The 14,914-nt window shown below is 44.3% G+C and carries 18 protein-coding genes; 14 read left to right on the top strand and 4 right to left on the bottom strand.

Translation table 11 applies throughout. The features are described 5' to 3' along the window. Positions 1 to 44: 44 nt before the first annotated feature. The 13 genes from BLV90_RS15030 (at position 45) to BLV90_RS14975 (ending at position 10,629) form a co-directional block, all read left to right on the top strand. Positions 45 to 1,121, top strand: coding sequence for an N-acetylmuramoyl-L-alanine amidase (locus BLV90_RS15030; protein WP_143035078.1), 1,077 nt, complete (start codon positions 45 to 47; stop codon positions 1,119 to 1,121). 399 nt (positions 1,122 to 1,520) lie between these two features. Next, positions 1,521 to 2,543 carry an NADH:flavin oxidoreductase/NADH oxidase gene (locus BLV90_RS15025; RefSeq protein ID WP_091742824.1) on the top strand — a complete coding sequence of 341 codons (1,023 nt, stop codon included), beginning with the start codon at positions 1,521 to 1,523 and terminating at the stop codon, positions 2,541 to 2,543. 207 nt (positions 2,544 to 2,750) lie between these two features. Beyond that, on the top strand, positions 2,751 to 3,176 hold the full coding sequence (locus BLV90_RS15020; RefSeq protein ID WP_091742822.1) for a CoA-binding protein: 426 nt from the start codon (positions 2,751 to 2,753) through the stop codon (positions 3,174 to 3,176). Between the two features lie 106 nt (positions 3,177 to 3,282). Beyond that, the gene (locus tag BLV90_RS15015) at positions 3,283 to 3,465 is read left to right on the top strand and encodes a hypothetical protein (protein WP_091742820.1); all 183 of its coding nucleotides are present in this window, start codon (positions 3,283 to 3,285) and stop codon (positions 3,463 to 3,465) included. Between the two features lie 187 nt (positions 3,466 to 3,652). Beyond that, the gene (locus tag BLV90_RS15010) at positions 3,653 to 4,159 is read left to right on the top strand and encodes a DUF3907 family protein (protein ID WP_091742819.1); all 507 of its coding nucleotides are present in this window, start codon (positions 3,653 to 3,655) and stop codon (positions 4,157 to 4,159) included. A gap of 197 nt (positions 4,160 to 4,356) precedes the next feature. Then, complete coding sequence (locus BLV90_RS15005; protein ID WP_091742817.1) at positions 4,357 to 5,067, top strand: tetratricopeptide repeat protein; 711 nt, start codon at positions 4,357 to 4,359, stop codon at positions 5,065 to 5,067. A gap of 457 nt (positions 5,068 to 5,524) precedes the next feature. Next, entirely contained in the window at positions 5,525 to 6,112 is a 588-nt protein-coding gene (locus BLV90_RS16740) for a hypothetical protein (protein ID WP_091742815.1), read from the top strand. 37 nt (positions 6,113 to 6,149) lie between these two features. Further along, positions 6,150 to 6,566: a hypothetical protein gene (locus BLV90_RS14995; protein ID WP_091742813.1), complete on the top strand. Its 417-nt coding sequence runs from the start codon at positions 6,150 to 6,152 to the stop codon at positions 6,564 to 6,566. Positions 6,567 to 6,700: 134 nt separating this feature from the next. Beyond that, entirely contained in the window at positions 6,701 to 7,045 is a 345-nt protein-coding gene (gene ytxJ, locus BLV90_RS14990; protein WP_091742811.1) for a bacillithiol system redox-active protein YtxJ, read from the top strand. A 485-nt stretch (positions 7,046 to 7,530) separates the two neighbouring features. Next, on the top strand, positions 7,531 to 7,791 hold the full coding sequence (locus BLV90_RS16030) for a hypothetical protein (RefSeq protein WP_143035077.1): 261 nt from the start codon (positions 7,531 to 7,533) through the stop codon (positions 7,789 to 7,791). Positions 7,792 to 8,076: 285 nt separating this feature from the next. Further along, positions 8,077 to 8,361, top strand: coding sequence for a hypothetical protein (locus BLV90_RS14985; RefSeq protein WP_091742809.1), 285 nt, complete (start codon positions 8,077 to 8,079; stop codon positions 8,359 to 8,361). A 105-nt stretch (positions 8,362 to 8,466) separates the two neighbouring features. Next, the gene (locus BLV90_RS14980; protein WP_245726385.1) at positions 8,467 to 10,089 is read left to right on the top strand and encodes an FAD-dependent oxidoreductase; all 1,623 of its coding nucleotides are present in this window, start codon (positions 8,467 to 8,469) and stop codon (positions 10,087 to 10,089) included. 243 nt (positions 10,090 to 10,332) lie between these two features. Then, positions 10,333 to 10,629, top strand: coding sequence for a hypothetical protein (locus BLV90_RS14975; protein ID WP_091742807.1), 297 nt, complete (start codon positions 10,333 to 10,335; stop codon positions 10,627 to 10,629). A 70-nt stretch (positions 10,630 to 10,699) separates the two neighbouring features. On the opposite strand, the gene BLV90_RS14970 is transcribed toward BLV90_RS14975, so the two are convergent. Continuing rightward, positions 10,700 to 11,644: a LysR family transcriptional regulator gene (locus tag BLV90_RS14970; RefSeq protein WP_091742806.1), complete on the bottom strand. Its 945-nt coding sequence runs from the start codon at positions 11,642 to 11,644 to the stop codon at positions 10,700 to 10,702. A 107-nt stretch (positions 11,645 to 11,751) separates the two neighbouring features. Between BLV90_RS14970 and BLV90_RS14965 the strand changes: the two genes are divergently transcribed. After that, entirely contained in the window at positions 11,752 to 12,777 is a 1,026-nt protein-coding gene (locus tag BLV90_RS14965) for a YeiH family protein (protein WP_091742804.1), read from the top strand. Positions 12,778 to 12,829: 52 nt separating this feature from the next. Here the strand turns inward: BLV90_RS14965 and BLV90_RS14960 are convergent, their stop codons facing one another. The 3 genes from BLV90_RS14960 to BLV90_RS14950 all read right to left on the bottom strand — a co-directional run. After that, a complete protein-coding gene (locus BLV90_RS14960) occupies positions 12,830 to 13,912 on the bottom strand; it encodes an isocitrate/isopropylmalate family dehydrogenase (protein ID WP_091742802.1) in 1,083 nt (360 codons plus the stop codon). A 289-nt stretch (positions 13,913 to 14,201) separates the two neighbouring features. Beyond that, a complete protein-coding gene (locus tag BLV90_RS14955; RefSeq protein WP_091742800.1) occupies positions 14,202 to 14,729 on the bottom strand; it encodes an MFS transporter in 528 nt (175 codons plus the stop codon). Between the two features lie 2 nt (positions 14,730 to 14,731). Next, positions 14,732 to 14,914: zinc ribbon domain-containing protein (locus tag BLV90_RS14950; protein WP_143035076.1), on the bottom strand; the 183-nt coding region annotated here is incomplete at its 5' end.

Here is a 14,914-nt window from a genome sequence, read left to right as displayed (position 1 = left end):
TATTCTATGGGAAAGATTTCACAAACAAAAAGGAGGAAATTGGATTGAGGAAATTTCGCAAGGGATGGATGGTGGTTGCCCTACTACTAGTCTTAACGGTTGTTACGCCAGCAGTATTTGCTGCTACGATGACCGAGGAGAAGAAAGGGATGAAGGAGTCCTTTCAAGATGCGGCAGATGAGTACAATGTGCCGATCTCTCTTCTGATGGCAATGGGTTATGTAGAGACCCATTGGGAAAACAATGATGGAAAGCCTAGTCAGATGAAGGGCTATGGATTGATGCAACTAGTCGGTAACGGAGAACAAGATACACTTGGATTGGCTTCTCGTTTAACGGGTGTGGAAAAAGATGCATTGAAGAAAAATCCGACGGAAAATATCCGAGGCGCTGCGGCAGTTATCGACTACTTAGCAGAGAAAAACAGAAAAGCTCGTCCTGATTCCCTTGGAGAATGGTATCCCATCGTTGCTAAATATGTGGGTTTCAAGGATCAATCAGTAGCCAAGCTCTATGCAGATGGTGTGTATGATGTTTTACAAAAAGGCGTTTCCAAGAAAGTGGGTAAAGAGCGTTTAACGATCTCCCAGCAAGAGGTAAAGCCAAATCGGGGTAGTTTATCTAATATTACGTCTTCACCGGGCCATCCTGATTATAAAACGGCTAAATGGGAGCCTGTAGCGGATGATAACTTCACCCCATCCAACCGGAATCACAAGAAGATCAAATATATTGTGATTCATACGACTCAAGGGTCGTATTCTTCTGCTATCAACTGGTTTCAAAATCCGAAAGCTGATGTAAGTTCGCATTTTGTTCTTCGTTCAAAGGATGGTCAAGTGACACAGTTGGTTCGTAATCGAAGCATCGCTTGGCATGCGAGGAATTATAATTCACCCAGCATTGGGATTGAACACGAGGGCTATGTAGGTAAGTCTGGTTGGTACACGGATAAAATGTATCGTTCTTCCGCAAAACTTACTCGTTGGCTCTGTAAAAAATACAAGATTCCAATGGATAGAAAACATATCATTGCCCACAGTGAAGTTCCTGGAACAACTCATACTGATCCAGGTAAAAAGTGGAATTGGGATAAGTATATGAAACTAGTAAAGCGGTGATATCGATCATGTCCCCTAGGAGAGGATCTAGCGTGTAGAGAAGCCCTTGGTATGGAAGGTCCATAGACATGATAGACAAACTGTGTTTGCGCACAACTGAACTTGTAGAAAAAGACTGAGATATCAATGTATTGAGAAACATTTTGCAAGTGGAACTACGATTACTTGTGGTTGGGCAGATCGTTTAAGATTTGAAATGATCCTGTCAGTTGATGGAAACTCCTGAAAATCCCACAGCGCCCGAAGGAAGTACCCTTGGGGTGCGCCCGAAGGAAGTACCCTTGGGGTGTTGCTGTGGGATGGGGTTTTTTTATTTTTAGGCAGAATAAAAAGGTTTGTTTTTGATGTTAGGATGGAATAGGTACGAAATGGGGTTGCTAATGTAGAGGAGAGAAGAAGATGCCTGGATTACTGGATGCAATGAAATTGAGAGGTTTAACGATAAAGAATCGGATTATGATGTCACCGATGTGCCAATATAGTGTGGAGGGCCGAGATGGGAAGCCTGAGGAATGGCACTACATACACTATGTCTCCCGAGCGGTAGGTGGTACTGGGTTAATCATGATGGAGATGACGGATGTTCATCCCGACGGACGAATCACCGACCTAGACTTAGGATTGTGGAGCGATGAGCAGATCCCAGCTTTTCAACGCATCATTCAAGCATGTCAAGGATATGGTGCGAAGGTAGGTATTCAACTAGCACATGCTGGGAGAAAGGCAGAGTCGGATAGCTTGTCTCCGGTGGCACCTTCAGCGATACCTTTTAGTGATCGCTTCCGTGTTCCTCATGAGCTGGATGTGACAGAAATCAAGGCCTTGGTAAAGGATTTTGCAAAGGCTGCTGAACGAGCCGTCAAAGCTGGTGCAGACACCGTTGAAATACATGGTGCCCACGGTTATTTGATTCATCAATTTATCTCCAGGGTGACTAATCATCGTACGGATGAATATCGGGAGCCCAATCGTTTTGCTAGTGAGGTCATCCGCATGGTGCGGGCACACATTCCAGAGGAAATGCCTCTGATAATGCGTCTATCCGCTATAGAATATGTGGAGGGTGGTTATGATTTAGAAGAAACGATTGATCGAGCGCGTCTTTTCCGAGAAATGGGTGTGGATATGTTTGATCTTAGTTCTGGTGGCGAAGCCCCCGGAGGTCCAGCACCTGTTCGTGTGGCATCTGCCGGTTATCAAGTTCCCTTTGCTGAGGCTGTTCGCATGGCTGTAGATATACCTGTAATTGCTGTAGGTCATCTGGATGATCCGCATGTAGCCGATATGGTAGTACAAAATGAATCAGCTGATATGGTAGCAATAGGGAGAGGGATGCTCAGGAATCCCTATTGGGCAAATGAGGCAGTGCGAACACTAGGGCATGACTCGATTTTACCTCAGCAGTATGATCGAGCATTTTGATAATCGCAGAGAAACCGTTTATCTAATAAAACTTGCGTATATGTGACGCAGGTTTTGTTGCGTTAGAAAAAGATATCTATTTTAATAAAAAGGAATAGAGAGAAAAGGTGAGTGGATATTGACTCGCTTATCATAGGTTGATGTTTGCTATAGAGGAAGTGAAAAAGGTTAAGGATATTTATTAACAAATAGAAGGGGAGAGATTCCATGCACGATAATCCAGGAAATGATGAGATTCGTAACCTATTGAAAGAGGCAAAGCATATTGCTGTTGTCGGTTTGTCGGCTAATCCGGAGAGGACAAGTCATATGATTGCAAAAGCCATACAGGATGCTGGATATCGGATATTTCCAGTGAATCCTGGCCTGAGTGAACCTGTATTGGGGGAAGTGCCTTATGCTTCGGTAAAGGATATCCCTGAACGTGTCGATATTGTGGACGTTTTTCGCAGAAGTGAACATTGTTTATCAGTGGCAGAAGATGCCGTTGCCGCAGGAGCGAAGGTGCTATGGTTGCAACAAGGAATTATCAATGAGGAAGCAGCTAGACTCGCTAAAGATGCAGGATTGACGGTGATTATGGACCGTTGTATCAAGGTGGATCATGCGATTTTGTTCCGTGGAGGTCGCTGAGGAAACTGCCCTTTTTAAATTTGGGTTAGATGGCTTGACAATTTGGGTAATGGTGGAAACATAATATATGATACAACAGCTTATATTTCTGTGAGGGGTGATGGCAGTGGAAACGATGAAGCTATCCACCTTAATCCTGACCGTCTCTCCTGATCTGTATGAATTATTGCGAGATGTTGAGTTAGATTCGGAAGTGATCGTTACAAATATCCAGTCGATCAATCGAGACGATTTAAGTGAAATTATTAGTCAGGCGATTGAGCATCACCATTGCCCTCCTTATCATTGATAAAGTGAAGACAGACCTACCGTCAATAACGGTAGGTCTGTTGTTTAGTCGGTATATTTCAGCTGTGAAAGCATAAAAGAAGAGTGTGAAATTGTTTGGTTGGTATCGACGACTTTTCCTTAATCATGCTATACTGTCAGTGAATTTTGGGAGCTAGGTTGTAAACTCAAGGGGGTACTCGAAGGTTATGCCTCAAGAGCAGACGAAAGATCTGTGCAAACTGACCCGGGATAAACTGTCAGAGGCGAGTCAATTGTTAGTGGATTTTCTTGATCATATCCACCTACCAAAACTGATTGAGGAAAGTGAACAGGGGGAAAATCAGGAACGTTTTCTGAAGGAATTCCTGTCCGATTTACGTCGATTGTCCGTGACTTGTGAACAAGGTTATGAAAAGGTAAGTCTTGTCTTACGGAGAGTCAAGTTTAATGAAGATTTTGCCGAGAAAGTGCTCAATGAAATCGTGAGAACCTGTATCTACAATTTCTACTATCCTAAGAATGAAGTGTATGAAGAAGATGGGCGCTACTCTTATACCAATCGTGATACGATCCAGTTTCGTGAAGAACCCCCGCCATCATTAAAGGCGATTACATTAAATTTATCCAAGCTCTTTGAGGTGCTTCGTGATGAGTTGGAGTATTATGAGATGGACTATATCACGCGAGCTCGGATGAAGGTAGGGACTTCTTAATTTTTTATATGAGGGAGAACCATCAATAAAAAGCGATAGTGCAACAAAAGAGAGCGGGAAGTTACCGCTTTTTTGTTGTGAAATCTTGTCGAAAAAACGTGACAAAATATGTCGAATAGGGTAAAATCGAATCGTTGATGGGTCGGTACCTCATAGATCTTCATGCATAGCAGGGAGAAAGAGGAGGAGGAATCGATATGAACGGAACGGAAACGGTAATCAATCAAGTAGATGAACAGGGGTTGAATCAGGCAAGCGCAATGGTAACATCTCCCACAGCGTTGGAATGTTATGAATTAGCGAAACGGCATTATGATGAAAAACGATTTGCTGAAGCACAACTAGTTATCGAAGAACTATTTACCATGGAGCCCTGCCATAGTGAAGGTTTGGTTTTAAATGTACGTATCCAAAGTGTCCTTGGAAATCCCGAGGGAATTCAGACTGCTTACTTTAAAGTCCTTGAGAGTCATCCAGATCGCAGTGTTGCATATCAAGAATTTGGTCATTTTCTATTATTGATGGAGGAAGTTCCTACTCAAGCAGAAAATCAACTCCTAAACAGCTTAGCAAACCAACCACAGGATGGTTTTGCCCATGTATTGCTGGCCGATGTATATAGTCGTACAGGGCGAGTTCGTCAGGCATTTCTCCATTTAGAAATTGCTGTTCGCTATCCACTTGAAGATGATTGCTATCACAATTTGGTTGTTCGTTTACTGAACCGAATCCATGAAGCAGGTACGGATACTTCTGCTGTTCGTTTAACTTTCGTATCCAATATAGGGAATCGAGGGCGTACTCGATTTAAGCGGGCTGTGCGTGCTCAGCAAAAAGGGTATCGTGATAAGCTAGCCATTTCACGCATGCTTCGTCGAGTATGGTTTAAAAACCGTGTAGCTGAGTAATCCATATGAAATTCCAAGATAAATGAAATGTTCAAAAAAATGAAGTGCTTATATCGACAAATTTCGAACATTATGTTATAATCGTTTTGTAAGCAAGGCTGACCTCCTTGCTTGCTACCACGCTTCTTAACTCCTTAATCTTGACCCTCTTTCATGTGGCCAGGCGAACCCTGGTCTTTTTTGTTTTCTAGAGGTTTATTGACACTTTTCCCGGGAACCTGTCGAATCAAACGGGTGAGTGATTCAAATTGTGGCGATCATGCATCAATTGAATCGAGCAAAAGTAAAAGGGGCATCTCTGATGTGGAGAAGCTTGAGCGTTGCCTACTTTCAAAATCTGCAAATCGTGAAAGGGATCTGTGATATACACTGATCTTTTTTTCTATGTCCAGAAGGCACCTTTTTATCCTGTGCCCATAAAATATAACGATAGAAAGGATACAAAGGAGGCTTCGGTATGAAAGGGCGCTGTTGGACACAGGAAGAGGATCGGCTGTTGGCGGAAACAGTTCTCCAATGGGTCCGAGAGGGAGGCAACCAGCTAGATGCCTTCGCAGAGGTAGGGCGCATCATCAACCGGACTGCAGGAGCCTGTGGATTTCGCTGGAATGCTGTAGTCCGCAAACAGGAAAATGAAGCCTTTCGTAGAGCAAAGCAGGAACGTGTAGCTAGTCAATTGAAGAGAAAGCGGGAAAATTATTTCTCGATGCGGGATGTAGTGGGCCAATTAAAGGATTTCGAAGGAGAATATCGAGATCAAAGGGAGCGTCTCCGTAATCTGGAGAAATTTAAAAAGGATAAGGATCGTATCCTTCGGGAGGCAGTTCTGGAGAATCGACGCTTACAGGAGCATTGGAACTCTTTTCAGCAGTTTCAAGAGGAGATCAAGGATCGTTATACACGCTTGTTAAAGTTATTGGAGACGGCTCGTGTAGCGGATTATGGGGAAGATGGAGAAGTGGAGGATGAGTTGGAGTCCTCCGAAAGAGCGGATGTTATGGAAGAAGGGACAACGGTGGATACGGAACGGGAAACCCATTCATAAGATACCTTAGAGTCGGTACAGGAGGAAGGTGCATGGCTTGTCCCGTTCCTGGAACGAAGAGGATGATCAGATGTTATGTTACTGGGTTTCAGCTTGTAGACGTTCGGGAATGTCTAGGAACCGAACTTTTACGACGGTTGCCCAAAAGATGGGGCGTGATGAAGAAGAGTGTTTTCTAAGGTGGAAGGACTTTTCTGTGGGTGAGACCAACCCATCTTCTTATCTAAATAAATGGGCGGGGTTAAATAGTGAGCCCCTTTCGATGTTAGAGAGGGTGCAACGTTTGGAAGATAGAATACAGGCGAGTCAGGTGCATATTGAGCAACTTCTCAAAGAAAATCGAAAACTTCGGGAAGAGATGAAGTTTTTTGAAATGTTACTTTTGGAAGAGTACCAATTGTTAGTCAAGCTATTAGATAGGAAGAAACCAAAGGCTAAAATACATGGTTTCTAAATGAGCAATTCCATCTTGCTAAAAATCCCCTAGTGGGATTTTTTATTCTGCTTTGAGACTGACCATTGGGGGAATATAAGAGTTGAAGAGCGAGGAAGAATAGAGCTCGACTGTTAGAAGGAGTGGGTTAAATAATGCAATGGAAAGAGATTTCGACACAGGATGAATGGCAAGAAATGCTGAATCGTTCACAAGAACGGCCGTTGCTTGTTATGAAGCACAGTACCCGTTGCCCGGTGAGCGCGAATGCATGGAAAGAGTGTGAAACATACATCACAACGACCTCTCATAAAGATGTGGATTATGTCCTAGTGAAAGTGATCGAATCCCGAGATGTTTCCAACAAAGTTGCTGAAGATCTTAATGTGCAACACAAATCTCCCCAAACGATCCTAGTCAAGAATAATGAGGCTGTATGGAACACTTCCCATTGGCATATCACGCAGGATTCCCTGGAGGAAGCTTTAACAGGATCTTAAACAAAAAACCCCCATTTCGGGGGTTTTTGCTAGCAAATCAAAGCGAAAATGGTAGCGATAACGAGCAAGAAGAGCAGGAGGCGGCGTAGACCGAATCCACCGTAACCACCATAACCGTAACCGTAGCTCATAGATTGTTCCTCCTTTGGGGGATCTGTCATGGTAAGGAGGCGTGCCCACCCGTATTTAAGGTCTGTAGATAGGAAAACGAGTGGGTGACCTCTTTGTCTCATAAATTCCCTGGTTTATTGTTTTTAGCCTATACTAGCAAATTAGTGCAAAGATGGTGGCGACAACGAGCAGGAAGATGAGAAGACGGCGCAGACCGAATCCACCGTAACCACCATAACCGTAGCCGTAGCTCATGGTTCCACCCCCTTTCATAAGTGGTGATTGGGAGAGGGTTGGGTCTCTCCGCCCCCGGCCTAGATTTCTCTAATAGAGTTGTAGAGCGATCATAATTAAGAATCTAGGGAGACTCCTAAGTGAGCAGGATTGTGGGAAGTGTTTCGTGCAAGACGAACCACTACGCAGCAGAAGCTGGAGGGAGAGAGCTTTTGCGTGTTAGCAGGCAGTGGTGGCAGAATCGGTACGACGTCTTCCTTTCTCACTGGATGGTACAAATTATGCGGCAGGCGTTTGATGTGTACAGGCGGATATCCCTGCCCGGGAAAATGGATGTTCGTCTATGCCACCTATTTTTAATCGAGTGCACCCACAAACCAGAAGATTGTGGGGATGAGTAGAAGAAAAAGAAGGAGTCGGTCTAATCCGAGAGGACGATCTGAAACAATATATCCTCCTCCACTACATCCATAACCATCATAACCACAGTTATCCCACACAGTTCTCATCCTTTCGGTGGATTAGGTATGGATCGTATGTGATGCTCTCCAATAGTTTATTCGACTTTTGAAATAGTGGGTTAAGGGATTGGCCCAAATTACAGGCATCCTGGACGGTGGCCCGCCCCCTCACTTGAACACTGACATATGGTGGAGGGAGCGAAGCTAAGAGCCGGGGGGATGCACATGAAGGGGAAAGGTCCAAACCATAAGGAGATGACACAACTGATCAACACGATGATGGGGAAAGACGTGTTGACAGAAAAGCAATTAGGTCAGATTTTAGAAGGAGCAAGGCGGGCAAACGAACGAGGTGGGATGAGTTCTGTTCTCGATTATTTAATGAAAGTGACCCAAGCTGATGTAGATAAGAAAGAGCTAACTGATTTTGCTGATTCTGTTAGAAATAACCCTGATATGGGGATGGATTTACTAAAAGGAAAGAGAGGAATACCAAATAGTAATAACTAGTAAGACGAAAGACCGATGGGGAAACCCGTCGGTCTTTCTTATTCACCTGTATAACGAAAGGGAAGGGCGTGAAAATTACTGATGAGAACTGAAGGAGGGATAATCATGCAGAAGAATATAGATGAAATAAGTTCATTACCAGATTTCCCGGAATCCTACTGGAGAGAATCGATGGATCTAAATCGATTTCCTAAATTAAATGAGGATATTCACACAGATGTCGTGATCATTGGTGGGGGTATTACAGGAGTTACGACGGCGTATCTGCTTGCTGAGTCAGGTTGTAAAGTAGTATTGGTGGATGCTGATCGATTGTTTAATGGGACGACAGGTCACACGACTGCTAAGGTAACAGCGCAGCATGGATTTATTTACCATGATCTGGTGAGATATTTAGGGCTAGAAAAAGCAAAGCAGTATTATCAGGCGAATATGGAAGCCATACAGTTTATTAAAGAGCAGGTGTTTGATCGAGATATTACCTGTGATTTTCGTGAGGAGAAGGCTTATTTATTTACGATGAATAAAGCGAATGTGATAAAGATTGAACAAGAAATCGAGGCATATCGACGACTTGGTATTGATGGTGGATCCATAGAGAACCTTCCTATCGATATTCTAAGTCATGGGTCTGTGGTGATGAATGGACAGGCACAATTTCACCCGCTTGCTTATCTTACGGAATTGGTTGCAGTCATGGAGAAGAAGGGTGTGCAAATATACGAAAATACGAAAGCGGTAGATCTTGTTGAGGGGGATTCACAGCAAGTGGTATTAGAAAATGGAAAGCGGATTACCAGTGACAAAGTGGTTATCGCTTCTCATTTCCCCTTTTACGATAGTGGATTTTATTTTACGCGGTTGAAAGCAGAACGCTCGTATGTATTGGCTCTTCGGAGGCCAGAGAAATTTAGCGGTGGGATGTATCTCAGTGTGGATGATCCTGTTCGCTCTATTCGTTCTGTCCAATGGGAAAAGGATTCCCTCGTTTTGGTAGGGGGAGAAAATCATCAAACTGGGCAAGGGATCGATACGTTGAATCATTATGAAGCACTACGCCAATTTGCTGGAGAATCCCTTGGGGCCAAAGAGATTGTATATCGCTGGTCTGCGCAGGATCTCACTTCCTTGGATCGAGTGCCATACATCGGTCCGTTATCCTCAAGGAAAGAGAGAATCTATGTAGCAACAGGTTACCGGAAATGGGGAATGACCCAGAGCATTGTGGCGGCAAAGGTTTTAAGTGATCAGATAGTGGGGCGTGACAATCCGTATGCGGAGCTGTACTCTCCCTCTCGTTTTCATGTGAATCCTGGTGTTAAACAATTTACGTTGCAAGGAATAGATGTGGCGGCTCATCTTATTAAAGGAAAGTTTGAAATCCCTACGGCTTCATTGACCAATATCGGTAAAGATGAAGCGGCAGTGGTCATTCTTGGGGGAGATCGCACAGGTGCGTATCGGGACCTAGAAGGTAAACTTTATTTAGTGGATACGACGTGTACGCATATGGGCTGCGAAGTAGAATGGAATGATGGTGATCGAACCTGGGATTGTCCTTGCCATGGTTCCCGATTTTCTTTTACGGGGAATGTGATTGAGGGACCAGCGAAAAAGCCGTTGCTTAAATTGGGCAATGATGTTGGCCAACATGAAGGGATGCTTATTCCAGAGGCTCAGCAGAACCAGAGAAGTGGGAATGATGAGGTAGAAGCCCCCTCCAATTGATTAAAGAGTTGCTGGCCAGAAGAATGTAACCAAGACCCGATGTAGTGAGTATCCCCACTCATTCTCCTAGGGTAAAAAGCGTCCTCCTTTTGGGGACGCTTTTTTATAGAAAAAAATTTTACTTTTTCAATGGAAACGTTAAAATAGATATACCTTGTCTTTAAACATATTTTGATTTTGTCGCGATCGTATACTGCCATAATGTTTAAAAATCCTATTTTTTTACATGGAAGGATGGGTGTCATGGACGATAAGTATAAAGATTTGATGGCGATTATTCTGCAAATGATCAAGGAAGTTTATCAAAGAACGATTCAATTGGAGGAAGTACTTAACTCTGGGAGTGTGCAAATCCTCTCTCGTTCCTTTGATCCACTCAATGAGATGTTGAATGCGATTGAATACCCCCCGACGAAGGTGACGCTTGTCTATGAGTTGATTCAAGTATATTTAGAAGATGAGATGACCTTGCAGGAGATTATGATCGGGATTGAAGATGGATTAAAAGAGCCAATGAAAGAAGCTACAATTTCAAGTTAATCTAAATGATAGTGGAGAGGCTAGGAGGAATCCTGGCCTTTTTTGTGTACCCAGGCCTCTCCCTATTTTTCTACAGTCCTTCATTCTGAGGAGGTTCTAGGGATAGATGGGCGTGAGTGGTTGGAAAGGGGTGGTTATGCAATTCAGGTGTTAGGAAATCGAGAAAAAGATCCATTGCTTTGGTGTGAAAAGAAGTGGCTCGAGTTAGGGCGTAGAAGTGACGTCGCATAGAGATTCCTTGTACAGATAACGTGTGGAGAGTACCGAGGAGAAGTTCCTTGCGGAAGGACCAAGGCGAGAGAATAGACAGGCCCAGTCCAGTCTCTACGGATTCTTTGATCACCTGGGTACTCCCGAACTCTAGAATGTTTTTTGGTGAAAGGCCAGTATCCTTAAAGAACTGATTGGCCACATCTCGAGTGCCAGAGCCATTTTCACGTAAAATCCATCGTTCATCCGCCAGATCCTTTACATGGACTTTACCTGCTGAGGCAAGGGGGTGATTTGCAGACAGGGTGACGAAGAGTTCATCCTCAGAAACGGGGAGGATCTCTAGTTCAGGATGGTCGATTTTCCCCTCAACGAGGCCGATATCTAACATCCTGCGGCGCACCTCTTCTGCGATTCGTTGTGTATTATGAATCGTTACCTTGGGACGAATCTGAGGATAGTGAGCACAAAATTTGGCGAGCACTGGTGGAAGTACGTATTCTCCAAAAGTGTAGCTGGCTCCAAGGGAAAGTGGCCCGTTAGCTGATTGGGTTAAATCTTCGATGAGACGTTTGGTTCTGGCATATTGGTTGAGGATTTCTGTTCCTTCTCGAAAAAGGATTTTTCCAGCGGGTGTTAACTCAACTGATTTATTGTTTCGTTCAAATAGACGGGTGTCATAACGAGACTCCAGAGAGCGAATCTGTTGGCTGACAGCGGGTTGGGTTAAGTGAAGTTCCTCTGCTGCACGGGAAAAGCTACGTGTTTTAGCTACCGTGATAAAGATCCGTAAACCTTGGTCCATGTGTAGACCTCCCTTATAAATAATAATATCTTATAGTGTATATAAAATAAATCAATTTTACTTATGTAACACTCGCGTGTACGCTGATAAAAAGGGGTGTACACGTGATGAAGCGATCCGCAATCCAGATACAGACAACCAGAAGAAGGAGAGAAGGGAAGGAAATATCCCAAGGCGTGCAAGGGGTCTTGCTTACCTTTCTCTTAGCAGGGGGATCGTTTTCATTAGCAAAGTTACCTGGTGTAGATAAGATAGGTCCTTTGATGGTGGCGTTGCTGTTAGCGGTTCTCTGGCGACAATGGGTGGGTTTTCCTACTTCTCTGGAAGTTGGGATTAAATTTTCATCTGCTACGTTGTTACGAGTGGCGATTGTTTTATATGGTTTTCGTTTAAATATTAACCAGGTGTGGGATCAAGGTTTGGGACTGATGCTACGCGATGTAGTGGTTGTAGGAGTGGGTATCGGAGCGGTGTTACTGATCGCAAAGCGAGTGAAGGCCGATGGTGAACTCAGTTTATTACTGGCTATTGGTACAGGGATTTGCGGAGCGGCAGCGATAGCGGCAGTCTCCCCCATTTTAGGGGCTAAAAAAGAAAAAATTGCCACAGGGGTTGGAATGATTGCATTGATGGGTACGCTGGTGACCTTGCTCTATACAGCTGTACATCCTTTGTTACCCCTCAGTGCAGAACAATATGCCGTATGGTCAGGCCTTAGTCTTCATGAACTGGCTCATGTAGCGGCAGCTTCCTCACTTGCGGGCCCCGATGCGCTGTCTATTGCGCTATTGGCTAAGCTTGGACGTGTGTTTTTGCTAATACCCGTTTGTTTTGTGCTCTTATGGTGTATTCATCGGAAACAAGGAAGTCACATACATCAGCAGGTGAAGATCCCTTGGTTTCTCCTTGGATTTATGGGAGCTAGTATGATTGGAGCCATTGTTCCGATTCCAGAAGACTGGTTAGCAGGGGCGACTGGGCTGGGGACATTTTTATTGGCCGCGGCGATGGCAGGGCTTGGATTTCACATTCGCCTAGGAACGCTTGGTAGGCAGATTTTCCGTCCCTTGATCGCTTTAGTGGGAGGCTCCTTAATTCTTTCTTTCCTTTCATTATTGCTAGCAATGCTGTGATGGAAAATAAAAAAACCCCTGCACAATCCTTGTGCAGAGGTGAGAAGTCACCTTACATTTGTAAGCTCGTCCATACTTCAAGCTTCGTTTGGATTTTGTCGATAACTTCATCAGTGAATTGGGTGGTGGTGGAACTACCGCCCAAGTCAGCGGTGCGGATACCTTCTTTTACGGTTTCGATGGTAGCCTCATAGATTGCCCGGGAAGCGGAAGGGGCTTGCGGGTGATCGAAGTGAGAAAGCAGGGAAGCGCTGGCTAGAATCATAGCCATTGGGTTGGCTACATTTTTCCCGTAGAGGGCAGGAGCTGTACCATGGGGTGCTTCCGCCATAATGGTTTGCGGGTTAAAGTCATCGTCAAAACTCATGAGGATGGACTCAGAACCTGCGATGGAGCCAAAGAGTTGAAGTACCATATCACTGAGGCAATCACCGTCTCGGTTAAGAGCAGGAATTACCAAAGGATCTCCATGGTTGTTAAGGAGAAGAGCGTAGGTAGCATCGATCAATTGTGGTTCATAAGCCACATCAGGGTATCGTTTACTAGCTTCGTCCATCTCTTCTTTCAACATGCCTTCATAAATTGGGCTGACGGTGTATTTTGGTCCACCGAATACTTTTGCCCGGGTACGTTTGGCATGGCGGAAGGTATATTCTGCTACAGCACGGCACGTTTTCCGGTCAATGGATTCAGTCCGATAGGAAACCTCATTAACGCCCTCGCCTTCACGCCATTCTTTTGCCCCATAAGCGTCACCGACTGCCATCCGGATCACAGAGATGGGGGCAAAGGTACCACCGATTGGAACGATACCGGGGATACGACGCCCGGAGCGGATAATTACTTTACCATCAATCTCTTTCCTTAAAATAGCGTTAGGACTACCTACATCTCCCTGCACCTCAGGAGTGACGGTAGCTGCTTTCAAACCAAACCCTGATTCTTTCATGGCACGTGCAGCTTCGTGCACAACTTCGTTTTTCGTTTGCCGACGGTTCTCCAGGCTTAAGTCGAAATGTTTAAATTCGATATCAAACCCGATCACATCGGGAGACAGAACTCGAAGGGCTTCCTCAAGTAGATCTTGACCAGTTTGGTCCCCTTCAAGGACCACGATGGTATTCTTCTCGCTCAATATAATCACCTCATGACATATTATCCTTTCTCATTATACAGGGAAGGTTCTCTACATACCACAGGATCGAAGATTCGGAAAGTAGAGATATATCGTTGATACGGACTATCTATATAATTGGTTTGGATGAGGTAAGGTATAATAGTCTGTAGCATATGGATGTTGCTTATTCTGTGGCAGAAGGAAATAATTCCGTTGTTCTTTCGTAACCAAAAGAATCAGCCATCTAAGGTAGTCAATCGGGGTTGGAGGATAATGCTAATTTCCGATTGTTTCAAATGGATTTAACTCACTGTAAATTACCTTGTCTCTTAAAATATTGAACACTATAATTTCGTACTGCAGGAATAAAGAAAGCAAATCCTGCGGTAAGTAGCTCGAGTGCTCCTCCATAAAAAAACACTTGATTAGAAGAAGTATTATCAATTACATAACCTGCCAATGCTTGGGTTATAGGTACCAAGCCCGTCATAACCAACATCATGACACTAACCACACGTCCAAATAACTTTTTTGGTATGATAGATTGATTAACACTTGGCGCAATAACATTAATCGCTGTGGTTGTGCCCCCAATTATCACCAATAACGAAGCAGCCACCCAATGGTTGGGAGTAAGAGCAATAAAAAATAGTGCCAATCCTTCAATAAATGAAGCAGTCAAATTCATCTGGGGCGTAGGATATTTTATTATCCATAACGAAAATACTAGCGCTCCTATTGCACCACCAATGCCTATCGCTGAATTCTTGACACTCCCACAGCTAAAGCGGTGGGATTCTTGGGAGCTCCCATCTACCGACAGGATCGATTCCAAGCTTAGACGGTCTGCCCAACCGCAAGTACACGAAGTCCTTCTTGCAAGATGTTCTTGGCTGCATTGATGTCTCGGTCATGGTGAGAGTGGCACGTAGGGCATGTCCATGCTCGCAGGTTAAGATTCTTCACATCCTTATTGCGGTAGCCACAGGCGGAGCATAGCTGACTAGAAGGAAATTGTTT

Origin of the sequence: Marininema mesophilum, from assembly GCF_900106775.1 — a bacterium.
In the GTDB taxonomy this organism is placed as follows: Bacteria; Bacillota; Bacilli; order Thermoactinomycetales; family DSM-45169; genus Marininema; species Marininema mesophilum.
This window is presented reverse-complemented; position numbering and strand designations above follow the sequence as displayed.